We start from the raw sequence: 26,780 nt of genomic DNA, 5'->3' as shown, positions 1-26,780 counted from the left end.
TAGAACAAGATCAATCGCTTATAAAGGTCAAACCGAGACAGGGGTTGACTTTTCTGTATTGTCGGACAAATGATTTTGTAAGTTGTTGTTTTTATAAGACGCTTTCAGACAGCATTGTGCACACTTTCGTGTGTTGAAGCCCTTCTCTTGCCTGTTAACAATGGTTAACTTTGCTGCCATGAACGCCCAGACCCCACCCCCCGAAAACGCAGCGCCCAATGTCGAAGGTGCCACACCGGTCATCGCCCAGTATATTCAGCTGAAGGCGCAGCATCCCGGCGCGCTTCTGCTGATGCGGATGGGCGACTTTTACGAAATCTTTTTCGAAGACGCGGTGACCGCTTCCCAGGCCCTGTCTCTGGCCCTGACCAAGCGCGGCACCTTTCAGGGCAAGGATATTCCGCTGGCTGGCGTGCCGGCCCATGCCGCCGAGGCCTATATCGCCAAGCTGATCCGCCTGGGTCATCGCGTCGCCGTATGCGACCAGTTGGAAGACCCGGCCGAAGCCAAGAAACGCGGCGCCAAGGCAACCGTCAAGCGCGGCATTACCCGTGTCGTGACGCCCGGTACGCTTACCGAGGACACTTTGCTGGAAATGAGCGTCGCCAACCGTCTGGTCGCGCTGTCCTCGCGCGGTGGCGTGCTGGCATTGGCGGCGGTTGAGTTGTCGACCGGCGATGTCGAGGTGGTGGAGGTCGCTCCCGATCAGGTCGGCGTGCAATTGTCCGCTTTGCGGCCGTCGGAAAGTCTGGTTGCCGACCGGCTGATCCAGGACGAAACCCTGTACCCGCTGCTTAAGATGTATGGCGGGGTCATCCAGCCGCAACCGGCCTCACTGTGCGATCCAGCCGCCGGAGAGGCGCGCCTGCTCAAGCTTTACGGTGTTCAGACCCTTGACGGTTTCGGTCAGTTTTCACCCGCTGAAATTTCGGCGCTCGGCCTGATCGCCGCCTATATCGACCTGACCCAGGCGGGCAAGATCCCGAGCCTGAAGCCCCCCGCGCGGGTTGTATCGCAAAATTACCTGTCGATTGACGCCGCCACCCGCAATTCGCTTGAAATCGACCGGACGCAGCAGGGCAAACGCGAAGGCAGCCTGATCAGCGCCCTCGACATGACAGTAACCTCAGGCGGCTGCCGACTTCTGCTCAACCGCCTGTCACGCCCCCTGTACGACCCCGATGCCATCAATGCCCGCCTGGACACCATCGACTGGCTCCTGCCCCGGCGCGACCTGCGTGAACAGCTTCGTTCCCTGATGCGTTCCCTGTCCGACCAGGCGCGCGCCCTGTCGCGCCTGTCGCTCAACCGGGGCAGTGCGCGAGACCTATGCGTCATCACCAGCGCCCTGCACGTTGGCGAAAATCTGGCGAACGCGCTCAACGACGCCCGTCATCAGGTCAAGTCAGACCTGGCCGGTAGTCCGGCCGAGACGCCAAAAGAAATCGACGACATCATCTCAGCCCTCGTTCCATCACGGCCGCTCAGCCAACTGCGTGACACGCTGGAGCGCGCCCTGGTCGAAGAGCCGCCGCTTAAGCTGTCGGACGGTGGCTTCATTCGTCCGGGCTTCAATGCCGACCTTGATGAAGCGCGTACCCTGCGCGACGACAGCCGCCAGATCATCCTGGCGCTGGAGCAGCGGCTGGCCGCCGAAACGGGCATCGCCATTCGTATCAAGTTCAACAATGTGCTGGGCTATTTCATCGAGCTGAGCGCCAAGCTGGCGGAACAGCTTCAGGCCCAGGACACGCAAAAGCAGTTCATCCACCGCCAGTCTTTGGCCAATCAGGTCCGGTTTGTCACCACCGAGCTGATCGAACTGGACGGTCGCATTCAACGCGCCGCCCAGCAGGGCCTGACGCTCGAAATGGACATTTTCGAACAGTTGCGCGAACAGGTGCGCCTGGCCGCCGCCGAAATCCAGGGCGGACACGACGCCATATGCGCGCTCGACGTCGCCGTCGCCAATGCCTGCTGGGCTGAAGAGTGGGGCGCGTGCCGTCCGAAAATAGACGACAGCCTGCGGCTAGAAATCTGCCGTGGCCGTCACCCGGTCGTCGCGGCCGCGCTGAAGGCCCAGGGCAAACCCTTCACGCCTAACGATGTCGATCTCGACGCATCCGGCCAGGACGCCGCGCGCCTCTCCCTGGTAACCGGTCCGAACATGGCCGGTAAATCGACCTATCTGCGCCAGAACGCGCTCCTGATCATCATGGCTCAGGCCGGTTTGTTCGTGCCGGCCAAGTCGATGCATCTGGGCGTGGTCGATAAGCTGTTTTCGCGCGTCGGCGCCGGCGACGACCTGGCCCAGGGCCGATCGACCTTCATGATGGAGATGGTTGAAACCGCCGCCATCCTGACCCAAGCGACGATACGCAGCTTTATCATCCTGGACGAAATTGGCCGGGGCACCGCTACCTATGACGGGCTGGCCATCGCCTGGGCCTGTACAGAGCAATTGCACGATACGATCCAGGCGCGCAGCCTGTTCGCCACCCATTATCATGAACTGGCGCGACTGGAAGGCAAGCTCAGCCATATCAACAACCTGTCCCTGACGGCGCGTGAGCATGACGGTGAACTGATCTTCCTGCACGAAGCCCGCAAGGGCTCGGCGGATCGATCCTATGGTGTCCAGGTTGCCCGCCTGGCCGGGATGCCGGGCGCCGTCGTTGCGCGTGCCCGCGATATCCTGACCCGACTGGAAGAGGACAACCAGACGCAACTGCGCCTCGACGACCTGCCCCTGTTTTCCTCGCTTCGCCCCCCCGAGCCGGCGGCGCGAAGCGCATCGAAGGTCGAAACAGCGCTGAAAGGCGTCGATCCGGACGATTTAAGCCCCAAAGAAGCCTTGGAAGTTATTTATAATTTACACAAATTGCTTAAGGAGTAAGGCAGTCGCCGTTTTCCCCCTGACAAGTGACCTGCATATGCTTACCCAGACCCATCCCCTGTCGCCAGCCTATCGGATAGATGGCGTACTCCTGCGGGCGGCGCTGACGGAGGCCTATGAACAATCGTCCGGCGAAACGCTCGATCTGCGCAAGCGCGCCGTCGCGATTCTTAAAGAAGCGCTCGACCTGAGTCGGGCCAGCATTCTGGAACGCATCGATGAACACAAGGGCGGCCAGGCGACGGCCAAAGCCCTATCCAAAATAACCGACGACATTGTGTCTGCCCTGTGGGATTTTACGCTGACGCATGTTTACCGCGCCCGCAATCCGACCGAAGGCGAGCGTCTGGCGCTGATGGCCGTGGGTGGCTATGGCCGTGGTGAGCTAGCCCCCTATTCCGACCTCGACCTTTTATTTCTCCGTGCCTGGAAAGAAACGTCCCATTCGGAATCGGTCATAGAGTTTATCCTCTATACCCTGTGGGACCTCGGCCTGAAAGTCGGTCATTCCTCGCGCACGGTGGATGAGACCATCAAATATGCGCGCGGCGACCACACCATCATGACTGCGCTTCTTGAACGCCGCCTGATCTGCGGCGACAAGGGCCTGGCCAAGAATCTCGAAGACAAATTCAATCACGAAGGCCTGAAGTCCCAGGCCTTTAGCTTTGTTGCCGCCAAACTGGAAGAACGCGACCAGCGCCACATAAAGGCTGGCACGACCCGCTTCGTCGTTGAGCCCAATATCAAGGAAGGCAAGGGCGGGCTGCGCGACCTGCACACCCTGTTCTGGATCGCCAAATATCTGGCGGGTCAGCGCACCTTTGAAGAAAACCTGAAACGACAGGGCCGGCCGAGCGCTGCCCCAACGCCGGAGCCGCCCGCACCGAAAGGTCAATGGGGCGTTCTGGATGCCCTCCTGACCGACAAGGAGCGCGGTATCTTCATGCGCGCCTTCGACTTCCTGTGGAAGGTGCGTATCGTCATGCACACCGCTGCCGGCCGGGGTGAGGAACGCCTGACCTTCGACCTTCAGCCCGAAGTGGCACGCCGTATGGGCTTCATAGATCGCGAAGGCGAACCCAATGTCGAACGCTTCATGCGCCGCTATTTTGTGGTCGCCAAGGAAGTCGGCGCCCTGACCCGGACGTTCTGCACCAAGCTGGAAACCCAGCAGGCCAAGCCGCTGGTTCGCCTGTCAAACCTGATACAATCCGGCATCATGAACCTGACCCGGGCCGACCATCCGGGCTTCGTCGTCACCAATGGGCGCTTGAGCGTCAACAGCGCCGATATCTTCAAGAAATCGCCGGTGGCGATGTTCATGCTGTTCAAGATGGCCGATCGGCTGGAATTGGATCTGCATCCGGACGCCTTTACCGCCATTGCCCGAAATCTCGATCTGGTGACGCCGTCGTTACGGCGCAATCCCGAAGCGGCGCGTCTGTTTCTGGACCTTCTGGTGCGTGGCAAGGATCCGTACAAGACGTTGTCGATGATGAGCGAAACCGGTTTGCTCGGCCGCTACATTCCCGAATTCGGGCGCATCGTCGCCCAGACGCAGTTCAACATGTATCATGCCTATACGGTCGATGAGCATACGTTGCGGGCCATAGACGTCATCCACGGCATCGATACCGGCCGATACAAGGACGAGCACCCGCTGGCCAGCACCATCATGCCGCAGCTCGTCGACAAGGAATCTCTATACCTTGCCATGCTTTTGCATGACACCGGCAAGGGCGGAGAGGACGGCCAGGAAATCGGCGGGGAACGCGCCGCGCGCAAGGCCTGCCAACGGCTGGGGTTGGAGGACTGGAAGATCGATCAGGTCGCCTGGCTGGTTCGCCATCACCTCGTCATGTCGGATTTTGCTCAAAAACGCGACGTTTCCGACCCGGAAACCGTCGCCGCCTTCGCCCGTATCGTCGAAACACCGGAGCGCCTGCGGCTGCTGCTCATCCTCACCGTCGCCGATATTCGCGCCGTGGGCCCTGGCGTATGGAACGCCTGGAAGGGCCAGTTGATGCGAGATCTGGTATCGGCAACCGAATCCGCCTTCCGCGGTGGCCGGGGAGCCGATGCCATCGATCGCGTGCGGCTGGAACAACACGAACGTGCCGACCGCCGCCGCATCGCCTTGAGCGAGAACAATGCCGATATGGCCACCTGGCTGGAGACGATGGATGAAAGCTATCTGTTTTCGTTCAGCCGCGACGAGATAAGAGAACATGCCGCCCTGGTCCAATCGGCAACGGCGCCCGGGTCTGCCGTGCGGTCGCGCATCGACACCGTCCGCAACGCCACTGCCTTTTCGATTTCAGCCGAGGACCGGACCGGCCTGTTCGCCGACCTGTCGCGCGCCTTCGCCAATCTTGGCGGCAATGTCGTCGGGGCTCAGGTGTTCACCTCGAAAACGGGACATGCGCTCGATATTTTCTACGTCCAGGACACCACCGGCATGCCGTTCGCCCACGACGATCCGCCCCGCCTGAAACATGCCGAAAGCGCCCTGGACGCCGCCGCGCGCGGGCAATTGCCCGAGCCGGTAAAGTGGAAATCGGCCCTGGCCGCCCGCACCGCCGCCTTTGCCATTGCGCCAACGGTGTCTTTCGACGACGACAGCAACGCCAATGTGACCATTATCGAAGTGTCCGGCCGTGACCGGCCCGGCCTTTTGGCCGATATCGTCGAAGTCATGGCCAAGGCGCGGTTCGACATCGCGTCCGCGCACGTCGATTGCTACGGCGAACGCGCCGTCGACGCCTTCTATGTCAGCGACCATTTCCGCAAGGCGCAATTGAGCGGCGGCCAGAAGCAGAGCCTGAAAAAACAGTTGCTGGCCCTGCTGGATCAGCCAAGCCAGGCGCCAAAACGTAACCTGGCCCGCGCCCGGGCCAGTCTGGCGCGTTAACCTATAAGGGCTTGCGGGAAATCTCCGACAGGCATAAAGCGGAGGAACCCTTTTCCCGAGTGCCTCCGTGCCAGACATTTCCGACGCTCCCGCCAAGCCGGCACCCGCCAAATCTTCCGGCCTGGTTCGCAATTCGCTGATCAACAGCTTCTTCACCCTGATCAGCCGCTTCATGGGCTTGGCGCGTGACTTGGTCATTACGGCGGTTCTGGGCGCGTCCGGCAATATCGCGGCCGATGCCTATTACACGGCGCTGTCCTTTCCCAATCTGTTCCGCCGCATCTTTGCGGAAGGCGCGTTCACCGCCGCCTTCGTGCCCTCCTATTCCGCCGTGCTGGTGCAGGAAGGCGAGGCTGCTGCCGACAAGCTGGCCCGTGATGCCATGGCGACACTGGCTTTTGCCACCCTGGTCCTGACCCTTATCGCTCAGCTGACTATGCCGTGGCTGATGCATGTCATCAATCCGGGCTATTTCAGCGATCCGGTCAAGTTCAAGCTGGCCATCACCCTGACCCAGATCACCATGCCCTACCTGCCGTGCATGGCCTTGGTCGCCCTGATGTCGGGCGTGCTCAATGCGCGGGGACGTTTCATCGTTTCGGCCGCCGTTCCAACCGTGCTGAACGCCGTCATGTTGATTGCCGTCTGGCCGCAGCATGACCCCCTACGCGCCGCCTATGCCGCCTCCTGGGGGGTTCTGGCCGCTGGGGTAATCCAGGCCGGATTGTTGTTCTGGGGCGTTCGCCGTGTCGGCGCCCGTATCGGCATAAGCTTCATGCCACGTGTCACGCCCGACATTCGCAAGCTGATGGTCCTGGCTATTCCCGGCGCCCTGGCGGCAGCCGCCACACAGATCAACGTCTTCGTGTCCCAGGCCTTTTCGTCCGCCGTACCGGGCGCGCGGTCGTGGCTTAACGTCGCCGACCGTCTGTATCAATTGCCGCTTGGGCTGGTTGGTGTCGCCATCGGCGTCGCCCTTCTGCCCGCCCTGTCGCGGGCCGTCCAGGCCCAAGATCACGAGAGCGCCCAGAATACCATGGACGACGCTCTGATTTTTTCCATGGCCCTGACCCTGCCCGCCGCGGCCGCCCTGGTGTCGATACCCTTCTTTCTGATCGATGGCCTGTTCACACGCGGTCAGTTCAACATCCACGATGCCCAGCAAACCGCCGCCGCCCTCCTCCACTACGGGTGGGGTGTCCCCGCCTTCGTCCTGACGCGCATCCTGAGCCCGGCCTTTTACGCCCGCAAGAACACCTTCGGCCCGATGAAGTTTGCCCTGGTCAATGTCGCCGTCAATCTTGGCCTTGGCGTTACCCTGTTCCACTTTATCGGTGTGCCGGGCCTGGCCATCGGCACCTCTGCGGGCGCATGGGCCAATGTCATCCTGATGCTGATCAGCCTGATCCGCCGCAAGATGTGGCACCTGTCGCCGCGCAGCGCTGCCGGACTGACCAAGGTGATGATCGCCGGTGTCGGCATGGCCGCCTTCCTGGCCTTATGTTCGACCTATCGTCCCTTCATCCAGGCCCAGATCGCCCAGATCATGCCGCATCTGGTCAAGGAAATTGCCATTCTGGGGGTTTGTTTCGCCGGTCTCTTCCTCTATATCGGGCTGCTATTTGTAACTGGGGCGGTAAAGTCCCGCGACTTGAAGGCGATGCTGCGGCGCCGCTAAAGCGTTTTCTGGTTACATAACGGGCTCTAGGGATTAACATGACGACCAAACGCATCCTGTCCGGCATCCAGGCTTCTGGTTCGCTGCACCTCGGCAACTATCTCGGCGCACTGAAGAAGTTCGCCGACATGCAGACAGAAGACGCCGAGCGCTTCTTCTTCATCGCCGACCTGCACGCCATCACTGTCTGGCAGGACCCGCAGAAGCTGCTGAGCCAGACGCGTGAGATCGCCGCCTGTTACCTCGCCGCCGGCGTCGACGTCGAGAAATCAGCCATTTTTCCGCAATCGGCCGTGCCCGGTCACGTCGAACTGGCCTGGATCTTCAACTGCGTCGCGCGCCTGGGCTGGCTCGACCGCATGACCCAGTTCAAGGACAAGGCGGGCAAGGACAAAGAACGCGCCAGCGTCGGCCTTTATACCTATCCCGTACTTCAGGCGGCCGACATCCTGCTATATAAGGCTACTCACGTGCCCGTCGGCGAGGATCAGCGCCAGCATCTGGAGCTGACGCGCGATGTCGCCAAGAAATTCAATCACGACTTCGGCGTCGATTACTTCCCGCTGCCTGACACCCTGTATCAAGGCCCGGGTGCTCGCATCATGTCGCTGCGCGATGGTACGGCCAAGATGTCGAAGTCGGACCCGTCCGACAATTCCCGCATCAACCTCACCGACGACGCGGATACGATCGCCGGCAAGATCAAGAAGGCCAAGTCCGACGCCGAAGTCCTGCCCGAAGCAGAGGCAGGGCTGGAAGACCGACCAGAGGCCAAGAACCTGGTCGGCATTTATGCCGCCCTGTCCGGCCTCTCGGCTCAGGCAGTGCTCGATCAGTTCGGCGGCAAGGGCTTCGGTACGTTCAAACCTGCCCTGGCCGACGTCGTGGTCGGAAGGATGGCGCCGATTTCGGACAAGCTGCGCCGCCTGCTCGCCGACCCGGCGGAAATCGACAGAGTCTTGACGCTTGGCGCGGCACGCGCCAACGATGTCGCCGCGCCGGTGGTGAAGGACGTTAAAAAGATCGTCGGCCTCTGGGGCTGATCCAATTAGAACCGGGCTTTGATGGTATCAAAACCCGGTTCCAGATCTTCGTTTTGTCGCACAATAAGTCCGAAAAGGGGGTCCCCACCTTATCGGATTGTACTCTAAGGAGCCGGATATGAAGAAGTTTGCTGTTGCCGCTGTCGCTTGTCTGTCTCTCACCGGCCTGTCGGCCTGTGAAAAGGTCGAAAAGACGACGACAAGTGTCGAAAAATCGAGCGATATCAATGGTGTCGTCAAGCAATCCAGCCTGGAAATGACCAACTATGCCATACGGTCGGCCCTTGGCAATAATCCGAACACCGCCGCCTATGTCACCATTACGAACAAGGGCAGTAGCGAGGATCAGCTTATCTCGGCCTCATGCACCTGCGCCACCACCACCACGCTGCATACGATGAAGATGAATGGGTCGGTGATGGAAATGGCCGAAGCTAAGGACGGGTTTGTCATAAAGTCCGGCGAAACAATCACCTTCGCGCCCGGCGGCAATCACATCATGCTCGAAAACCTGACGGAGCGGCCCCAGGCCGGCCAGACGGTCGACGTGACCCTGGCCTTCAAAAACGCCGGCCCGGTCACGCTGCACATGCCAGTCTCTGATACGCCCCTGGCCAAGACCGGCACGTCCGGCGCCATGGATCACGGTGACATGAAGATGTAAGCCGAGTCAGGCCGGGATTTGGGGCTCAGGCCAGCGTGCTGCTGATAAATTCCTGCAAGGCGTCGAGCGTAGAGGTCAGAGCCTCAGGATCGTAGGCCATGATACGCGTCTTATCTATGCCTTCCTCATCGAAGGCATGGGTAGCGTTGAAGGTTACGGTATCGACGACAACACCCTGTTTGCGCAGGTTCCGTATCAGTTTCAGTGATTGCCGATAACTGGCCAGATGATCCTTAAGGGTCAGTATGGCCATTGTTTTCGGCTTATGCGCCCATGGCCGCGTCACCGACCGCGCCATGATATTGATATAGGGATAGACGAGGAAAAGGCCCCTCACCCCGTCCAGCCATTGCGGCGACGGATCGAGCAGGCGGGCATCGCCCGGCCTGTCCAATTTCTGGGTCATCAAGTCCATGATGGCCCAGGCGCCGTGGCTCCATCCTGCCAGCATCAACCGATCGGCATCGACCTCCGGACGCTGCGACAGGCCGTACACCGCTGCCAGAACATCCCCTGATCGTTCGTAACCGCGCAGTTTCAAACCCCGACACACCCACCACCCGGCGTGTTTGCGCGACCAGCCGCGCGGCGAGAAACTGTCGATAATGTAGGCACGAACACCGGCCTGGGCAGCGGCCTGGCAGTAAATGAGCAGGTTGGCGGCAATGCCACCGCACCCATGGAACAGTATGACCGCCGGCCGTGCCACCGTGTCCGGCGGTCCATAAGCCAGAATATGTGGTGCCAACTGATCGAACCGCGCCCCCAGCGTGTCCATGTCAGCCCGCCGCGCGTGCGCTGTCTTCGGCTTTCGAGATATCAGGGGCTTTCGGGATATCGGGCAGGCCGAACAGCTGTGTCGTAAAGCCAAGCAACGCCTCAAGCGAGGTCTGCATGACTGCCCGATCATATTTCATGACCAGACCGGAATTATCCTCTTCATCGAACGCATGCGTGCCATCAAGCGGCAGGACCGTCACATCGACGCCTTGCGCTTGCAGTTTGGCGAATATCTTTTCGGAATGGCGAAGCGGCGTTAGGTGGTCTTTTTTGGCCAGGACCGCGAAGGTTTTCGGCTTATGGACCCACGGCTTCGAATTGGTCCGCGCCGGAAAATTTATATAGGCGTAGACGAAGAACACCCCCTTAACACGCTCGACTAAGGACGCATCAGGATCGGCCAGCTTCGCTTCGCCTGGCTGGGTCAGCGGCTGGGTCATCAGGTCCATGATCGACCAGCCACCATGGCTGAATCCGGTCAGGATCACTCGATCCATATCGACCTTGCCGCTGCGTTGCAGACCCCAAAGGACCGACAAGACATCGCCGGACCGTTCATAGCCTTGCATGACCGCCCCTGAACAGATCAGCGAAACGGCGAAATTGCGATTCCAGCCGCGCGGCTTGAAACTGTCAACCACATAGGCACGCACCCCGGTCAGCGCGACGGCCTGAGCATAGAAATGGACGTGGGGCCGAAGACCGCCGCAACCGTGAAACAGCACCACCGCCGGGCGGACGATATCATCGTCCGGGCCGTAGACGGTAATATCCGGCTCCAGCAAGGCATAACGCTGCGCCATAGTATCCATTGACCATCCCCCATGATCAGGGCGTCACGCGCCCCTGAAAACATCCAGTATAAAGGCTTCGAACGCCATCTCGGTTTTTTTATGGCTGGCCTTATCATAGGCCATCAAGGGGCCGAAATGAAGCGCGCTGTCTTCATCGAAGCAATGGGTGGCCTCGAGGTCCAGCCGTTCGACCGGCACCCCTTCGCTTTTCAGGTGGTTGAAGATATGGTCGGCATGGCTGTGCGCCGTCAGGAAATCCTGCCGCGCCAGTACCGCCTGGGTCTTGGGCCGGTATTCCCAGCCATGGGTATTCGACCGCGCCGGAAAATTGATATAGGGGTAGACAAGGAACACGCCTTTGACCCCTTTCATGGGTTCGGGTGAACCGTTTTCAAGCCGCGCCTCCCCCGGACGGGTCAGTTTCTGGGTCATGAGATCCATGATCGACCAGCCACCATGGCTCCAGCCCGCCAAAATGAGCGTGCTGGCATCGACCTCCGGTCGTTGCGCCAACCCCCAGATCGCCGCCAGCACATCGCCAGAACGTTCATAACCGTGCAGCGCCAGACCTGAGCATACCAGGCTCATCGCGGCGGTATGATCCCACCCGCGCGGCAGAAAACTGTCTATGACATAGGCGCGGTAACCGAGGGTCGCGACCTGGCGGGCATAGTCATGGATGTGATGGCGTACGCCGTTACAGGCGTGAAAAAGCAGGACCGCCGGACGAGAGACGGTATCGGACGGGCCATAGGCGGTTATGTAGGGTTCAAGAAGCGAAAACCTGTGCTGAATTGTATCGAGCAAACACTTCACCTCTTGAAAAAAGTAACTGCTACACATATAGTTACATATTGCTGATTTGCCAGCCTTTGAGGTGAATCAGAAATCAGCCGCAAAAGCCAGTTATTTAATGGCCAGTATAATGGAGTGAGAGCCATCATGACCCAGCGCACATCCGACTACCCCATCGAAAAGCAATTTCTTGAGCGCTGGTCGCCGCGCGCCTTTTCCGATCAACCTGTGACGGAAACGCAGGTCCTGACCGTTCTGGAAGCCGCGCGCTGGGCGCCGTCGGCCTCCAACCTTCAGCCTTGGCGCTTCTTCTACGGCGTGCGCGGTGAACCGGAATTCGATACCCTGCTCAGCCTGTTGGTCCCGTTCAACGAAGGATGGGCCAAGGATGCCGGCGCGCTGATTTTTATCGCGTCCGTGACGTCGTTCGACGGTCAGCGTCAGAATATCACCAACAGCTTCGACGCAGGATCCGCCTTCATGTCGCTGTCCTTGCAGGCCCACAGCATGGGCCTAGTCGCCCACGGCATGGCTGGAATCGAATATGACAAGGTGCCGGTGGTGCTCGGCCTGCCCGACACCTTGAAGGTCGAGGCCGCCGTTGCCATCGGGTATCAGGGCGAGGCGTCAAGCTTGCCGGAAGGCTTGCAGGCGCGTGAGGCGCCTTCGGGACGCCTGCCTCTGGCGGACATCGCGTTCAAGGGTCACTTTACCGGCGAGATCAAGCTTCCCGCCTAAACCAAAAGAAAAGGCCCGGAGCATCATCGCTCCGGGCCTTTTTGTTATTTTGCGTTTTGGGCCTTAAGTTCAGCCAAGATACCGGCCAGCAGTTCTTCTTGCGAAGGCCCCGGTGGCGCGGGGGGTGGCGGTGGCGGAGGGGCCGGCATCAGCTTGTTGATGGCCTTGACCACCAGGAAGATAGCGGTACCGATGATCACAAACTGGATTATCGTGTTAATGAACAGGCCATAGGAAATGGCAACTTCAGCCGTCTTGGCCGCAGCGTCAGCGGGCTTTAGGATCAGCTTGAGGCTGGAAAAATCGACACCACCCGTTGCAAGCCCGATCGGCGGCATGATGATGTTGTCTACCAATGAGGTGACGATTTTGCCGAAAGCGCCACCGATAACGACACCGACCGCCAGGTCGATAACATTGCCGCGCATCAGGAAAGTTTTGAATTCGGAAACAATGCTCACGGCCTAAGCTCCTTATCCGTTATCATCGCCGGAGAGATTCAGACGCTCGCGCAATTCCTTGCCGCTTTTGAAAAACGGTACATGCTTGGCCGGCACCTTGACGGATTCGCCGGTGCGTGGGTTACGCCCGGCCCGGGCGGGGCGTGATCGGACGCTCAAGGCGCCAAAACCGCGCAGCTCTACGCGGCCGCCTTTTTCCAGCGTGGAAATCATTGATTCAAGAATCAGATTGACGGCCCGTTCGACGTCTTTTTGTGTCAGATGCGGATATTCGGAGGCCAGGCGTTCAATGAGTTCTGATTTCAGCATATGTATCTCCCCCGCCAGGTGAAACTTACCTTTTCAAGCATGTCCGAAAATGAAAATGAGTTCAAGGGGTTGTTGATAGATTAACGTACTGATACCGCTACCATTAATACATTTTTTTCAGCAATTCGGAAATTTTCTCGCCATATCTGCGAAATGGAGGAGAAACCGGTATCATGAAGGCACCGGTAATGGAGGCTCTAAAAAAAACCTGTTGCCACGGGCAGTTAGGCAAATAAGTCCGTTAACCCCAGGATCACCATGGAAACGCATTGACGCTGGCCAGGAAAGGGCCAGTTAGATATGACTGACAAGGCTTGCCCGCGTGTCAGGCTTGAAAACAGGGTTTGGCCCCTGTCAGCCTCGCTGAGATATTTGGGCCCGGAGCGCTCCGGGCCCTTTAATAGCCGCCTGTTTCGAAGGCTTACCTGTTCAGGCTCCCCCTAGTGGCGGAAAACGCGCACGCCCGTAAACACCATGGCCAGGCCCGCCGAGTCGGCGGCATCGATGACCGCCTGATCCCCAATCGAACCGCCCGGCTGGATAATCGCCGTGGCACCCGCCGCTGCGGCTTCAAGCAGGCCATCCGGGAACGGGAAGAAGGCTTCAGAGGCGCAGGCCGACCCTTGGGCCAGGCTTTCCGTGAGACCCAGGCCTTCCGCGGCTTCCTGGGCGCGCAGGCGGGCGATACGGGCCGAGTCGCGGCGGTTCATCTGGCCGGCGCCGATGCCAGCCGTACGGCCGTCCTTGGCATAAACGATGGCGTTCGATTTGACGTGCTTGGCGACGGTGAAGGCAAACAGCATGTCCTGGATTTCGGTCGGCGTCGGCTGACGGCGGGTAACCACCTTAAGATCAGCCGCCGTGATGCGCGCCGTATCACGGCTTTGGATCAGCATGCCACCGGCCACCGAACGGAACACCTGACCGCCGGACAGCGGGTCGGGCAATTTGCCGGTGATGAGCAGGCGCAGGTTTTTCTTGGCGGCAAAGACGGCGATGGCGTCTTCATCGACATCCGGCGCGACGACGACTTCGGTGAAGATTTCGACGATCTTTTCGGCCGTGGCCTTGTCGAGCTTGCGATTGAGAGCGACGATACCGCCGAAAGCCGAGATGGGATCGCACTCCAGCGCGCGCTTATAGGCGGTGAGCAGGTCATCACCGGTGGCGACGCCGCACGGATTGGCGTGTTTGACGATGACGCAGGCGGCTGATTGCGACGGATCGAATTCGGCGACCAATTCAATAGCGGCGTCCGTATCGGCCACATTGTTGTAGCTCAGTTCCTTGCCCTGCAACTGCCGGGCGGTGGCGACGCCGGGGCGGTCCTCACCCGTCTTATAGAAGGCCGCGGTTTGGTGCGGATTTTCGCCATAGCGCATGGTCTGAAGACGCTCGCCGCCGATGGTCTTGCGCACCGGGTAGGTGTCTTGCAGTTGGGCGGAGAACCATTTCGACACCGCAGCATCATAGGCGGCAGTGCGGGCGAAAGCGCGTGCAGCCAGGGATTTGCGCAAGGCCAGCGAGGTCGTGCCGGTGTCCCGGATCGCGGCCAGAACCTCATCCATGCCGGCCTTGTCAACGCAGATGCTGACATAGGGGTGGTTCTTGGCCGAAGAACGGATCATGGCCGGACCGCCGATATCGACATTTTCGATAGCCGCTTCGAAGGTGCCACCGGCCGCAACGGTCTTTTCGAATGGATACAGATCGATCCAGACGATGTCGATCGGCTGAATGTCATGCTCTGCGAGGGCGCGCGCATGTTCCGGCGCATCGCGATAGGCCAGAAGCGCGCCATGCACCTTGGGGTGCAAGGTCTTTACGCGGCCGTCCATCATTTCCGGAAAGCCTGTGACCTCCGATACGTCCTTGACCGCGATGCCTGCCTGAGCAATGGCCGCCTTCGTGCCACCCGTCGACAGGATTTCGATGCCCGCGGCGGCCAGGGCCTGCGCGGCTTCGATCAATCCCGCCTTGTCTGACAGGGAGATGAGCGCGCGCTTAGGTGCAACAAGATCGGCGGCGGGCGGAAAATCGGGAGCAGCAGGCATGACAGGTCTCTATCGAATTGGCAAAACCCAGAGGTTTTGACGGCGCAAGCCCGGTCCCGGCGGGGGTCAGGTGGCCTTGCGGTGTTAAGCTGAATGCCGCGCGGTTTACACGACGCCGCAGGGTTTGCCTACCCCGCAAAATACAAAGACCCCGCCGTGGGTGAGCACGACGGGGTCTTCGCTGGTGACCGCAATCTCAAGCTGCCGATTTAGTAGCGAGACGCGTACCGGTCACCACTGCGGTAAGACTTGTAGCTGTAGCGCTGATTGTAGTAGCGGTCTTCGTAACGCTGACGTTCCATGGCAGCCTCCGCCTTCTTGCAGGTATCCTTGCCCTGGTCCTTGCCCAGCTTGTTACCCAGGACGCCACCGACGACCGCGCCACCGACCGCGCCTAAGCCCTTTTCGTTCTTGGCGACCTGGCTGCCCAACAGGCCGCCGGCAATGGCACCCAGGATCGCACCGGTCTTGGCGCTATTGGACTTCGTGACCTCACATTGATAGGTAGTGCGGGCCGAAGCGGTGGTTGGGGCGACAACCGCCGCCGTGGAGCCGAGGATCAGGCCGGAGGTGATGACCGCGGCGCCAAAGCGTTTCATGCTGTTTTTAAAAATATTGCTCATAACTTTAGTCCTTCGTGTCTGTGGCCTGACTGGCTGATCCGGTTTATCCGGGGCCGTGTGCCGTTGATGAGGACCGTTATAAGCCTTCCAACCTGAACGGGATTTGACGCCCACGTTCATTCTCGTTCAGAAAAGCATTTATTTTTGAACAGCTTAAATCGCTTATGACACCCTTGTCATCCCAACGTACAAAGGCCCCGCCGTTTCCGGCAGGGCCTTTGGTGTCAGGTGGTGGCGAAAAATTATTCGCTACTTTTATTACCGAACATAGCGATAGACGACCTTTTGTTTGCGGCCATGGCGATCGGTTTCATAGACTGTGCGCGTACGATAGGCCGCCTCATCGACGCAACGGCGCTTCACATTATTCTTGGCAACCTTGCTGCCGATGTAGCCGCCGGCAACCGCGCCGCCGACAGTACCGAGCCCACGTTCGTTCTTGGAAATCTGGCTACCGAGCAGCCCACCGGCGATAGCGCCGACGACGGCACCCTTGTCGCCCGAACGTTTTTGTTCATATTTGCAGCGGTAGGTCGTCGCGTCCGCGACGTTTGGAATGGCTGCCGAACCGGCAATCAAGGTTACGCTGACCAAGGCGGCAGTGGCTGTCTTCAGGATATGTGTCATTATCGTGCTCCTATTCAACACACGCAAGCACGTGCGTATTTGGTGCGCAGTATCCAATTTCCGATGTAAGAAAGCAGTTGGGAGCTTGCGTCCAGCCTATAAATCTTTACAGGCGCGTCCGTCGCCTCATGCTTCGGCAGGTGACAACTTCCAGCGCAGCCGGTTCTGGCCATCGAGCCGTGCGGTACCGTGCAGGGCAATCAGGGTCGTTTTGCGCGCCACGCCCTTTTCGAATACCACGCCTTCGTCGAGAGACACGTCGCGCGCATCGTGACGCAGCCACCACCCACGTCCGCCCGGTCCGCGCAACAGAATGCTCTTCTTGTCGCGTGCCAGTGAGGCCTGGACTTCTGGATGCAAAAGGAAACGCACCGTATATTGCGTCTGGACGGGCATGTCCTTTTTCGACGGCATGGGCGTCAGGCGGTCTTCGCCACGCAGTTCGTCGCGCTGGGCATCGACATAGAGGCGGCGTTCGTGTTTCAGACCGAACTTGCTGCGCCAGCCTTCATGTTCCATCTCCAGCAATGTGCCGGAGTCTTCCGCCTCGACGCGGCGCGACCGCACCTTGTAACGCAGGCCCTCCAAGGCGAAGTGCAGCAGCTCGCCGAATTTGCCCGCCATCGGCTTCAGAATGACATCGTCGCCGAGGCTAAGCGTATTGGCGGCACCAACCACACGCAAGGCATGACGATCCGACTGGATTGGTGACCAGCCAGGTGACACGATCAGCTTGTCACGACCACCGGAGACTTCGAAGGTCATCGGGTAGTCGCAGGCGGCAGAGCCAAAATCACCCGCCCTGGCTTCACCCGTATCGACGAAAACGCTTAATGAGCGACCCAACAGGCAGTGATAGCGTCCCTGCTCGAGCACAAGCGGCAATGCCCCGCCTGCGCCATCGGTTTGCAAAAGCGCCGGCGCGATCTGGTCTTCGCAAACCGACTCCGCGCCCTGAAAGGCCACGAGAGAGCCATCCGGGTGGCTGAGTGTCCGTACGAAACGCGACAGGCTGTCGATATGGTGTTCAATATAATCGGGCACGGCCTGGCTGCGCTGACTGAGACCATCGACCAGCAGCAGCAGGTCGTAAAGCAGCTCCAAGCCTTCCTCGGGACTGCGCGAAGCATGCGATCCATCCGCCAGCACCGTACGACGCAACGCCTTGCTAAGCCGGCTGAGCCCCTTCTTGCGGAAGCTGTCTCCTACACCCCCCGACAACACGCAGCCGACAGCGACCAGCGCCACGGCACGCGAGGCCTGACAGGCCTGATTGTTATGCAGGCGCAACAGATGACGGCCCTGTTCTGCCAGCGACTGGGCCAGCAGATGCACCTCTTCCGGCGTCGAAACGGCAGCCATACGCCGGGCATAGACTGATAGATTGATCAGCCGGCGGGGCAGGACCTCTTCGCCCCAGGTGAACGGCGTCCAGTTACGGAAGGTCCGCGCCCACAGCAGGAAAAGTCGTACGGCTTCTTTTGCGCCATCATCGCCCTGGGTCATCAATGGCGCCAGCCAGGCGAATTGATGCAAGGAGATGGCAAAAGCCCGCGTCGGCGACGGGCGGTTCCAGGGATCGCCGGACCCTTGAACGCTCATGCGCGCATTGGCGAGGGCAAACCGGCCCGACAGGATGGCCTTGCCCTGCAGAGCATTGGCGGGGCGTCCGTCGCGCGGTGCCGCCAGAAGGCCGTCGGGCACGCGGCCCTTAAGGGTCAGGCGGTAACCCGGCATGCCGAAGAGTTCCGCCCCGGCCTGCTTACGCAACCACGCGCCAACCACCTTTTGCCACGGCGCGGCTGCGGCGAAGACATCGGCAAGGGGGGTGGATTCGTAGGCCTGCATTACAGGCCTTTCAGTTGCTTGATATTCTGGGCGTAGGCGGACGGGCCGCCTTTGAACACCGCGGTACCGGCGACCATGGCTGTGGCTCCGGCCTCGACACAGAGATGGGCATTCTGCGCATTCACGCCGCCGTCGACCTGGAGGATGGCGGGGTGGCCGACGGCATCCAGCTTCTTGCGGATGACCTCGATCTTGCGCAGCTGGCTGTCGATGAAGCTTTGGCCACCGAAGCCCGGATTGACGCTCATGACCAGAACCAGATCGATATCGTCCATGATCCAGTCGAGAATATCGACCGGTGTGGCCGGATTGAGCACGACGCCCGCCTTGGCGCCAAGCTGACGGATATATTTCAGCGAACGGTGCAGGTGCGGACCGGCTTCGGGATGCAGGCTGATATAGTCAGCGCCGGCGTTTTTAAAGGCTTCAAGATAGGCATCGACCGGCGAAATCATCAGGTGGCAGTCGAACGGCAGGTTTGAATGCGGACGCAGGCTTTTGACCACGTCGGGCCCGATAGTGATGTTGGGCACGAAATGGCCATCCATCACATCGATGTGCACCCAGTCGGCACCGGCCTCGGTAATGGCCCGGACCTCTTCGCCGAGCTTGGCGAAATCGGAAGCCAGGATGGACGGACAGATCAACGGGGTGGTCATAGGCAACTCGCGGATAAGGGATGCATTGCTTAAGGTGCTTACATGTATCAGGTCAACCGGCTTGACGGGTTAACCGCGCCGCAGTTTGGCGACAAAAAATCCGTCCTGGCCGCCTGGACGATGGTGCGGCAACAGACGTAGCCAGCCTTCCGGACGGATCGATTCGGCGGGAACGCCGATATCAGCCGCGTTTTCGGGCAAAAGCTTGACCAAGGTAAAGTCCTTATGACGGCGCAGGAAGGCCAAAATCTGGGTTTCACCTTCTTCGCGTTCCAGAGAGCAGGTCGAGTAGACGAGTTCACCACCCGACTTTACCCGGTCGGCGGCCGAGTCGAGCAGGCGGTGCTGGACGTCGGCTAGTTTGGCAATGTCAGCCGGACGAGTCGCCCACAACACGTCGGGCTGGCGGCGGAAGGTCCCGGTCGCCGAACAGGGCGCATCAAGCAGCACGATATCAAACTGACGCGTATCGTCATATGTTTCGGCGTCGGCCATGGCGATTTCCGCCGACAGGCCGGTACGTGCCAGGTTTTCCTCAACCCGCTTCAAACGATTCTTCGACCGGTCAAGAGCAACGACCTGAGCCCCGCGCGCCGCCAATTGCATGGTTTTGCCGCCGGGTGCTGCGCACAGGTCGATAGCCGTCTTTCCCGTAATATCCCCCAGCACATTCACCGGTGCGGTGGCCGCCACGTCCTGAACCCACCACACGCCGTCTTCGTAGGCGGCCCATTCGCGCAGGTCGCCACGCAGGGCGCTGCGCAAGGTCAGGCCACCAAGGTCAGCACCCTCCAGCGCCTCGGCATGGCGCTCGAGATAGGCCTGGCTTTTGAACGACAGATCGGTCGCCGGCTCTTCGGTCAGGGTGTAGGCGATGCCGTTGGCATTGTCTTCGCCATAGGCGGCCTTCCAGCGCGCATATAGCCAATCGGGGGCAAGGCGCGAAGCGATGGGCGCCGGCAACCCGCCGCCGAACTTTTCCTGGTCGCGAATGACGCCGCGCAGGATGGCGTTGATCAGGCCCTTGAAAGGCCGGGTATTTGAGGCGCGTTCCGCCAGTTTCACCGTTGTCGAAACGGCGGCAAAATCGGGCACGTTCATGAAGCCGATCTGGACGAGGCCAATGCGCAACAGATCGCATACGGCTGCCGATGGCGTCTTCTGTGTGCGCTTTTCAATCAAATGGTCGAGCTGGCCCAGGCGGCGCAGCACGAGCAGGGCCATGGCGCGGGCAAAGCTGCGTTCGGATTCGGACAGGCTGAGGAATTCTGCGCGTGTGACGGCTTCGTCGAAACCGGACCGCTTGGTCAACGCCGCGTCGATAAGCGTCATGGCGGCTATGCGCGCATTCATGCCGATATCGCCGTCGTCCGACGTATTGATGATGGGGTCCGGATGCTTGATCGGCGCTTGCTTGGCGGCGATCTTGGCGGCCATGCCCTTCGAAGGCGGGCGCTTGACCAGCTTGCGCTGGAAGGTGGGCTTACCGCCTGAGGGCTTCGCGGGAGGTCTGTTCGGGGCCATGTAAGGTGCTTCGCAATAAAGAAATCCCCCGCGACGATCGCGGGGGAGACAATTTCGCCTAGCTCATAGGCGTTGTGGGCACGCTCGTAAAGCCGTTTGCGGCGGGGGAACGCCGTTTCATGTCCATACCCAGCTTGATCAGTGCTTTGACGCGGTTTTCCGTTGCCGGGTGAGTCGAGAACAGATTGTCCATGCCCCGGCCGTGCAGGGGATTGATGATGAACAGATGCGCGGACGCCGGATTGCGCTCGGCACCATAATTGACCGTTCCCTTGGCATAGGCTTCGATTGTCTTCAAAGCCCGGGCCAGGCTGTCCGGATCACCGCAGATTTCGCCCCCGACGCGGTCCGCTTCGTATTCACGCGTCCGGGAAATCGCCATCTGGACCAGCATGGCAGCGATCGGGGCCAGAACCATCATCAGGATGGTGACGATGATATTGCTATGGCCCTCTTCATCATCCCGCGATCCGCCGAAAAACATGGCGAAGTTGGCCAGCGACGAGATGGCACCGGCCAGGGTCGCCGTGATCGTCATGGTCAAGGTGTCGCGGTTTTTGACGTGCGCCAGTTCGTGCGCCATGACACCCCGGATTTCGTCGCGATCCAGCATCCGCAGCAACCCCGTGGTTGCGGCAACAGCCGCATGGTCGGGGTCGCGCCCCGTAGCGAAGGCGTTCGGCTGATCCGACTCCATGATATAGACCGCCGGCATGGGCAAGCCGGCACGGCGGCTCAGCTCGGCGACGTCATCATAATAATTGCGCAGCAAGGCATTGCCGGACTGCGGCTCGACGCGCTGCGCGCCATACATGCGCAGCACCGCCTTGTCCGAGTTCCAATAGGCGAAAAGGTTCATCGCCACCGCGAGGCCCAGCGCGATCAGCATACCCGTGGGCCCTGCCAAAGCAAAACCGATGGCGCCAAACAGCGCGGTCAGGCCTGCGAGAAGCAGATAGGTCTTGAACGGGTTCATTTGTCGTGTAGCTCCTTGAGAAACAACCGGTTAAGGCCTAGATATGGAAATCCCGGCCATTTCCCGCAAGGCGGTTACGAAAATGTCATCAGATGGTGAAAAGATTCAGGACATCAGTGCGTTGGAGACAAAGAAGGTCCTGACGCCAGCCGCCAAGCGCGCCCTGGCCGAAGCGGCGGAACGCCGTGCCCGGGAAGAGGCGAAAATCGCCAGGGCTGTCGAGGACGGCGGACCCGCGGGACCGGAACCGACGCGTTTCGGCGATTGGGAGCGCAAAGGCATCGCCGTCGATTTTTAGTCGCTTTTAAATAGTCTGGATCGCCGCCAGGATCGCCTGCGTCGCGGCGACTGGGTCGGCGGCGCGCGTAATCGGGCGCCCCACCACCACATGCGAGGCACCGTTGCGGAACGCGTCTTCCGGCGTGGCGATACGTTGCTGATCGTTGACGTCGGCGCCGACCGGACGCACGCCCGGCGTAACGATAAGGAAATCGGCCGGTACGCGGGCGCGGATCATCGCCGCTTCGTGCGGACTGGCGACCACGCCATCCAGGCCGCATTCTACCGCCTGATCGACCCGTCTCAGCACCAGATCGGTCAGTGACATGCCATAGCCCATGTCATCGAGATCGGCCTGGCTGAGCGAGGTCATGACCGTAACGCCAATGATGCGGGTTTTCGGATTGATCCGGCCGGCGACCGCCGCTTTCATGACTTGCGGTTCGGCATGAACGGTCAGTAAATCGCAGGCCCCCGATGTGGCCGCCTTCGCCGCGCCTTCGACCTGGGCGCCGATGTCGTGCAATTTCCAGTCCTGGAACACCAGCTTACCTTGCGCTTTCAGGTCCTGACACAGGCTCAAGCCCCCCTGGGCCAGCAGGGTGAGCCCGACCTTGTAATAGCTCACGCTGTCGCCAAGCCTGGCCACCAGCTTATGCGCCGAAGTCAGATCGGGTTCGTCGAGGGCGACAATGAGGCGCGGATCGGCGTTGGGCATGGGCAAAATCTCTGCAGGGGTTGCGATCTGGAACGAATTGCTGTGTGGTAGCGCAATTCTCTCTGGGCCTGCCAATGACTCTTGTTGAGTTCTACGTCAACTTCTTCATCACGCTTTTCGCGCTGATCGATCCGATCGGCAATGTGCCCATCTATGCCGCCGCCACGCAAAGCCAGACATCGACCTCTCGTCGATGGCTGAGCATCTATATTTCCATCTTCACCGCGCTGATCCTGACCATCTTCTTTTTTGCCGGCTTGAGCATCCTGAAATTCTTCGGCATTTCCATGGATGCCTTCCGCATCGCCGGCGGCCTGCTGCTGTTTCTGATGGGGCTGGAAATGGCGCGCGGCGACTTCATCGACAGCTTTACCCAAGCCGAAGACGTCAAGCATGGCGGCGACCCCACCACCGGCGTGCAACCGCTCGGCCACCGGGAAAAAGCCAAAAACGCCTTTGAAAAACTAGTCGTGCCGTTCGCCTTCCCGCTGATGGTTGGCCCCGGCACCATTTCAACCGTTATCATTCAGGCCGGCGAGGCACAAAAACTCGGCTATATCGGACTGGCAACGGGCGTAGCCGCCATCTTTACCACCGGCGCGGCGGTTTTGGTTACCTTGCTGTTCTCAAACACCATATCGCGCGTCTTCGGACGGGTTGGCATGGTGGTCGTTGTGCGCGTGCTCGGTCTGATACTGTGCGCCCTGTCCGTGCAGATTATCATCTCTGCGGTCAGCGAGATCACCCATAACCTGATCCTGCCGTCGGCCGCTCACCCGTACGAAAGCGGCAAGCACAGCTAATCCTGAAAAAGCTACTATAACTTCAGTTACCTATGGATTTTGCTGAGTTGTCCTGACGCCAGTTCCATCGTCCAGTCATCGGGCAGCACCTTAAGCAAGGCCGCCGCCGTCTTGTTCGGCGCGCCGGGCACGCAGCAAGCCCGGTTGGCTTCCGCAGCGACATAGCCTTCGCGGGCTACCTCATCGGCGCCCATCCACCACCATTCGGGAATGGCCTTCGACAATTTGGAGCGCGATCCGACGACATCGTGAAATTCGGAATAGGTCCAGCCCGGACATAGGGCGCTGACGTGCACGCCATGGTCGCGCAGTTCCAGATGCAGGCTTTGAGAAAAACGGGTCAGGAAGGTCTTAACCGGCCCATACATCGTATCGCCGGGCGACGCCGGCAGGAACCCGGCCAGGGAAGCGACATTGACGATACGGCCGAACTTCTGCGCCTTCATGTCGGGTATGAAACGATGCATCAGTTCCACGGGGGCCAGCATCATGACTTGCAGGAAGGCCTTGTGGTCTTCGAGCGACGTGGCCACAAAACCGCCCGGTTGCCCGTAACCGGCGTTATTAACCAGACCGTCGACGCTGCGCCCCAGCGCGAGTATGCCTTTTTGCAGGGCTTCGGGCGTGTTTGGGTCCGCCAGGTCACCCGGCAGGGCGTGAGCCTCGACCCCGAAACGCAGACGGATTTCCTCCGCCAGCTTGTCCAGGCGATCACCGCGTCGCGCCGTCAGGGCGACATCCCAGCCGTGCGACGCATAGATGCGCGCGAAGGCCAGGCCTATGCCCGAAGATGCGCCCGTGATCAGAACCAGACGGCGTGCCAAATCAGTTCCCCAAATCAAAAATGAGGGAAAACCGAAACACGAACCCTAGTCGAAAGGCAAGATTATTCGCGCTATTGTGCCGGGCATTCGACCGGCAATTCAGCCGCATGCTTTAGCAGATCGGCTACGGTGAAGGTCGACAGGCTTTTCGCCGCCGCGATATTGGCAGCCATCATGGCCTCATTGACCGCCTTGGGGATGGCCTGGCTCACAGGACACCCTTCGGCCCCCAAAGGCGCAGAGCCCAGATGCGCGCAGCCATTGACAGCCTTCAGCACTTCGTCAAGCCGGATATCGTCCGGCCGGCGCAACAGCCAGGCTCCGCCGGACACGCCGGAGCAGGTCGCCAAAAGGCCCGCCTTGGCCAGTTGCGTGGTCATCCGGCGGATCACGACCGGATTTGTCGGGATCGAAGCGGCAAGCACAGACGAAGACACCGCCTGTTCACGCGAGTAGGCGTTGCGGTGGGCCAGGTAGGCCAGCGTGTGGGCGGCCACGGGAAATCTTTGACTATCTGACATTTGCCACTTCTAGATATTAGATTTCTGTGCCTTTTGATAGGGGGCTTACGCCCAAGACCCCCAAAGACAACAACAATCGAGATTGAATGTGTCTATAAATAGGCGTAAGAGCCCGCAGTTCAAGCGAGGGCCTCCCAGATGACGTGTGTCATCCTGCCATTTCGGCACCCCTCAGGAGAGTATGCATGACCGGGGATACCCGTCCTGAGGCACCGGCCGACACACCGGACTCACAGCAGCCAGACACCGGTGACGCCGTCGCCCAGGGTGTCAGTACAAATCAAAAAATAGACACTTCCGCCACCAAATCTGCCGGTCCGCATGCGTCCGAGGCCGAGGCTGTATCGAGCCATGGCCATGGTACGGACGGCTTTTGGGCACTGGCGGTCGGCTCCATTGGCGTTGTTTTCGGCGATATCGGCACCAGCCCGCTTTACGCCATGCGCGAAGCGCTCTTTCACACGCGTGAGGGCACGAACGCCGAATTGGCCATAAAGGGTGTGATTTCGCTCGTCTTCTGGGCGCTGATCATGATCGTCACGGTCAAATATGTTCTCTTTCTGATGAAGGCGGACAATAAGGGCGAAGGCGGCACCCTGGCGCTCATGGCACTGACACAAAAGGCGCTGGGCAAATATTCGCCGACGGTGTTCTTCCTCGGCATATGCGGCGCGGCTCTGTTCTATGGCGACGGCATCATCACGCCGGCGGTTTCAGTGCTCGGCGCCGTAGAAGGCCTGAAGGACGCGCCCGGCATCGGCACGTCGATGTCCCACCTGATCGTGCCAATTTCAGCAGTCATCCTGATTGCCCTGTTTATGGTGCAGTCGAAGGGAACGGCGAAGGTTGCCAACTTCTTCGGCCCCATCACAGTGGTCTGGTTTCTTGTTTTGGGCGGCTTGGGCCTGTACCACATCTTCGACCAGCCCGGGATCCTGGTCGCGCTCATGCCGCACTATGGCGTCGAATTTCTCATTGCCAACGGATTTACTGGTTTTGTTATCCTGGGCTCGGTCTTCCTGGCGGTTACCGGGGCTGAAGCGCTCTATGCCGACATGGGCCATTTCGGCAAGAAGCCGATCCAGTATTCGTGGCTGTTCTTCATCCTGCCTTGCCTGACGCTCAACTATCTGGGTCAAGGCGCCCTTACCCTGGCCGACCCATCCGCACGCGAAAACCCGTTCTGGCGCATGGTCCCGACGGTGGCCTACTGGCCGGTCTTCGGCCTGGCCACCATGGCCACCGTCATCGCTTCGCAGGCCGTCATAACCGGCGCCTTTTCGATCACCCAACAGGCGGTTCAGCTCGGCCTTTTACCGCGCATTGATATCAAACGCACCAGCGAGACCCAGGCCGGACAGATATTCGTGCCGCAGATCAACACCATGCTGATGGTCGGTGTGCTCGTCCTGCTGTTCGCCTTCCGCTCGACCGACCGCTTGACCTCGGCCTATGGCATTGCTGTCACCGGCGCCATGATGGTCGACACACTTTTGGCTTATGTCTTCCTCCGCCACGTCTGGAAATGGAAGCGCTGGCAGGCCTGGGCGCTTCTGCTCCCGCTCGGCACGCTCGATCTGGTCTTCTTCGGCTCGAACCTGCTGAAAATTCCGCAGGGCGCGTGGCTACCCCTGCTTCTGGCCGGCATACTGGTCATGATCATGCTGACCTGGGCGACCGGATCACGTACGCTGGCCGATAAATCGAAGCGCGACAGTGTGCTTTTGCTCGATCTCGTCGAGATGTTGAAGAAACGTCCGCCGCACCGCGTGGCGGGGACGGCCATTTTCCTGACCTCAGATGCCGAATCCGCGCCGGTGGCCCTGATGCACAATCTCAAGCACAACAAGGTGCTGCACGAAAAGAATATCATCCTGACGGTGAAAACAGTTGGTGTGCCGCGCGTGGCCGAAGGCAATCGCGTCTCCATCGAGGCCATCAACGAAGACTTCAAGAAGGTGACCCTGATCTACGGCTTTATGGAAAGTCCGAACCTGCCGCGCGCCCTGGGTCTGTGCCGCAAGCTGGGCCTCAAGTTCGACATCATGGCCACCAGCTTCTTCGTCGGCAAACGTTCAGTCGTGCCTTCGGCCAATTCCGGCATGCCGCTGTGGCAGGACAAGCTGTTTATCTTCCTGATGAAGAACGCGACCAACCCAACCGAATTCTTCCATATTCCGCCCGGACGAGTCGTCGAACTGGGCACTCAGGTCACGGTCTAGGCCGTTCAGATCAGGCCGCCGGGATGCCGG

The 26,780-nt window shown here is 60.1% G+C and carries 24 protein-coding genes; 9 read left to right on the top strand and 15 right to left on the bottom strand.

All coding sequences use genetic code 11. The features are described 5' to 3' along the window. The first annotated feature begins 178 nt into the window (after window positions 1–178). From mutS to RCJ00_RS11655, 5 genes are all read left to right on the top strand, one after another. Complete coding sequence (gene mutS, locus RCJ00_RS11675) at window positions 179–2,896, top strand: DNA mismatch repair protein MutS (RefSeq protein ID WP_316222098.1); 2,718 nt, start codon at window positions 179–181, stop codon at window positions 2,894–2,896. Between the two features lie 37 nt (window positions 2,897–2,933). Continuing rightward, entirely contained in the window at window positions 2,934–5,810 is a 2,877-nt protein-coding gene (locus tag RCJ00_RS11670) for a [protein-PII] uridylyltransferase (RefSeq protein WP_316222097.1), read from the top strand. A 67-nt stretch (window positions 5,811–5,877) separates the two neighbouring features. Then, a complete protein-coding gene (gene murJ, locus RCJ00_RS11665) occupies window positions 5,878–7,488 on the top strand; it encodes a murein biosynthesis integral membrane protein MurJ (protein ID WP_316222096.1) in 1,611 nt (536 codons plus the stop codon). A gap of 38 nt (window positions 7,489–7,526) precedes the next feature. Beyond that, window positions 7,527–8,531 carry a tryptophan--tRNA ligase gene (gene trpS, locus RCJ00_RS11660; protein WP_316222095.1) on the top strand — a complete coding sequence of 335 codons (1,005 nt, stop codon included), beginning with the start codon at window positions 7,527–7,529 and terminating at the stop codon, window positions 8,529–8,531. 118 nt (window positions 8,532–8,649) lie between these two features. Further along, window positions 8,650–9,195: a copper chaperone PCu(A)C gene (locus RCJ00_RS11655; RefSeq protein ID WP_316222094.1), complete on the top strand. Its 546-nt coding sequence runs from the start codon at window positions 8,650–8,652 to the stop codon at window positions 9,193–9,195. 25 nt (window positions 9,196–9,220) lie between these two features. On the opposite strand, the gene RCJ00_RS11650 is transcribed toward RCJ00_RS11655, so the two are convergent. From RCJ00_RS11650 to RCJ00_RS11640, 3 genes are read right to left on the bottom strand one after another with little or no spacing between them, the layout of a single operon-like run. Continuing rightward, window positions 9,221–9,973 (bottom strand): dienelactone hydrolase family protein, encoded by a 753-nt coding sequence (locus RCJ00_RS11650; protein ID WP_316222093.1) that lies wholly within the window; start codon window positions 9,971–9,973, stop codon window positions 9,221–9,223. A 1-nt stretch (window position 9,974) separates the two neighbouring features. Next, the gene (locus RCJ00_RS11645; protein WP_316222092.1) at window positions 9,975–10,787 is read right to left on the bottom strand and encodes a dienelactone hydrolase family protein; all 813 of its coding nucleotides are present in this window, start codon (window positions 10,785–10,787) and stop codon (window positions 9,975–9,977) included. A gap of 24 nt (window positions 10,788–10,811) precedes the next feature. After that, window positions 10,812–11,576 (bottom strand): dienelactone hydrolase family protein, encoded by a 765-nt coding sequence (locus RCJ00_RS11640; protein ID WP_316222091.1) that lies wholly within the window; start codon window positions 11,574–11,576, stop codon window positions 10,812–10,814. A 135-nt stretch (window positions 11,577–11,711) separates the two neighbouring features. Here RCJ00_RS11640 and RCJ00_RS11635 point away from each other — a divergent pair, with 135 nt between their 5' ends. Next, window positions 11,712–12,302: a nitroreductase family protein gene (locus tag RCJ00_RS11635; protein ID WP_316222090.1), complete on the top strand. Its 591-nt coding sequence runs from the start codon at window positions 11,712–11,714 to the stop codon at window positions 12,300–12,302. 44 nt (window positions 12,303–12,346) lie between these two features. Here RCJ00_RS11635 and mscL read toward each other — a convergent pair whose 3' ends face one another. The 9 genes from mscL to htpX all read right to left on the bottom strand — a co-directional run bounded on the left by mscL (window position 12,347) and on the right by htpX (window position 21,383). Beyond that, on the bottom strand, window positions 12,347–12,763 hold the full coding sequence (gene mscL, locus RCJ00_RS11630) for a large-conductance mechanosensitive channel protein MscL (protein WP_316222089.1): 417 nt from the start codon (window positions 12,761–12,763) through the stop codon (window positions 12,347–12,349). Between the two features lie 12 nt (window positions 12,764–12,775). Beyond that, window positions 12,776–13,072, bottom strand: a complete 297-nt coding sequence (locus tag RCJ00_RS11625) for an integration host factor subunit beta (protein WP_023456126.1) — start codon at window positions 13,070–13,072, stop codon at window positions 12,776–12,778. 440 nt (window positions 13,073–13,512) lie between these two features. Beyond that, on the bottom strand, window positions 13,513–15,126 hold the full coding sequence (gene purH, locus RCJ00_RS11620) for a bifunctional phosphoribosylaminoimidazolecarboxamide formyltransferase/IMP cyclohydrolase (RefSeq protein ID WP_316222088.1): 1,614 nt from the start codon (window positions 15,124–15,126) through the stop codon (window positions 13,513–13,515). A gap of 209 nt (window positions 15,127–15,335) precedes the next feature. Continuing rightward, window positions 15,336–15,749 (bottom strand): glycine zipper 2TM domain-containing protein, encoded by a 414-nt coding sequence (locus RCJ00_RS11615; RefSeq protein WP_316222087.1) that lies wholly within the window; start codon window positions 15,747–15,749, stop codon window positions 15,336–15,338. A 258-nt stretch (window positions 15,750–16,007) separates the two neighbouring features. Then, window positions 16,008–16,376 carry a glycine zipper 2TM domain-containing protein gene (locus RCJ00_RS11610; RefSeq protein ID WP_316222086.1) on the bottom strand — a complete coding sequence of 123 codons (369 nt, stop codon included), beginning with the start codon at window positions 16,374–16,376 and terminating at the stop codon, window positions 16,008–16,010. A 126-nt stretch (window positions 16,377–16,502) separates the two neighbouring features. Beyond that, window positions 16,503–18,224 (bottom strand): heparinase II/III family protein, encoded by a 1,722-nt coding sequence (locus RCJ00_RS11605; RefSeq protein ID WP_316222085.1) that lies wholly within the window; start codon window positions 18,222–18,224, stop codon window positions 16,503–16,505. Then, the gene (rpe, locus tag RCJ00_RS11600) at window positions 18,224–18,883 is read right to left on the bottom strand and encodes a ribulose-phosphate 3-epimerase (RefSeq protein WP_316222084.1); all 660 of its coding nucleotides are present in this window, start codon (window positions 18,881–18,883) and stop codon (window positions 18,224–18,226) included. The genes RCJ00_RS11605 and rpe overlap by 1 nt, the downstream gene beginning before the upstream one ends. Window positions 18,884–18,952: 69 nt before the next feature. Further along, window positions 18,953–20,407 carry an RsmB/NOP family class I SAM-dependent RNA methyltransferase gene (locus tag RCJ00_RS11595; RefSeq protein WP_316222083.1) on the bottom strand — a complete coding sequence of 485 codons (1,455 nt, stop codon included), beginning with the start codon at window positions 20,405–20,407 and terminating at the stop codon, window positions 18,953–18,955. Between the two features lie 58 nt (window positions 20,408–20,465). Next, the gene (gene htpX / locus RCJ00_RS11590; protein ID WP_316222081.1) at window positions 20,466–21,383 is read right to left on the bottom strand and encodes a zinc metalloprotease HtpX; all 918 of its coding nucleotides are present in this window, start codon (window positions 21,381–21,383) and stop codon (window positions 20,466–20,468) included. An 82-nt stretch (window positions 21,384–21,465) separates the two neighbouring features. On the opposite strand from htpX, the gene RCJ00_RS11585 reads away from it, so the two are divergent. Next, window positions 21,466–21,681 carry a DUF1674 domain-containing protein gene (locus RCJ00_RS11585; protein ID WP_316222080.1) on the top strand — a complete coding sequence of 72 codons (216 nt, stop codon included), beginning with the start codon at window positions 21,466–21,468 and terminating at the stop codon, window positions 21,679–21,681. Window positions 21,682–21,687: 6 nt separating this feature from the next. Here RCJ00_RS11585 and pyrF read toward each other — a convergent pair whose 3' ends face one another. Continuing rightward, window positions 21,688–22,380 (bottom strand): orotidine-5'-phosphate decarboxylase, encoded by a 693-nt coding sequence (pyrF, locus tag RCJ00_RS11580; RefSeq protein WP_316222079.1) that lies wholly within the window; start codon window positions 22,378–22,380, stop codon window positions 21,688–21,690. 74 nt (window positions 22,381–22,454) lie between these two features. Here pyrF and RCJ00_RS11575 point away from each other — a divergent pair, with 74 nt between their 5' ends. After that, window positions 22,455–23,183, top strand: coding sequence for a MarC family protein (locus tag RCJ00_RS11575; protein WP_031237937.1), 729 nt, complete (start codon window positions 22,455–22,457; stop codon window positions 23,181–23,183). Between the two features lie 26 nt (window positions 23,184–23,209). Here RCJ00_RS11575 and RCJ00_RS11570 read toward each other — a convergent pair whose 3' ends face one another. Together RCJ00_RS11570 and RCJ00_RS11565 are read right to left on the bottom strand one after the other, a co-directional pair. Further along, window positions 23,210–24,007 carry an SDR family NAD(P)-dependent oxidoreductase gene (locus RCJ00_RS11570; protein WP_316222076.1) on the bottom strand — a complete coding sequence of 266 codons (798 nt, stop codon included), beginning with the start codon at window positions 24,005–24,007 and terminating at the stop codon, window positions 23,210–23,212. 71 nt (window positions 24,008–24,078) lie between these two features. After that, a complete protein-coding gene (locus RCJ00_RS11565; RefSeq protein ID WP_316222074.1) occupies window positions 24,079–24,528 on the bottom strand; it encodes an Rrf2 family transcriptional regulator in 450 nt (149 codons plus the stop codon). Window positions 24,529–24,713: 185 nt separating this feature from the next. Between RCJ00_RS11565 and RCJ00_RS11560 the strand changes: the two genes are divergently transcribed. Continuing rightward, window positions 24,714–26,750, top strand: coding sequence for a potassium transporter Kup (locus RCJ00_RS11560; protein ID WP_316222073.1), 2,037 nt, complete (start codon window positions 24,714–24,716; stop codon window positions 26,748–26,750). The last annotated feature ends 30 nt before the right edge of the window (window positions 26,751–26,780 follow it).

Origin of the sequence: Asticcacaulis aquihabitans (genome assembly GCF_032490435.1) — a bacterium.
Lineage (GTDB): Bacteria > Pseudomonadota > Alphaproteobacteria > Caulobacterales > Caulobacteraceae > Asticcacaulis.
This window is presented reverse-complemented; position numbering and strand designations above follow the sequence as displayed.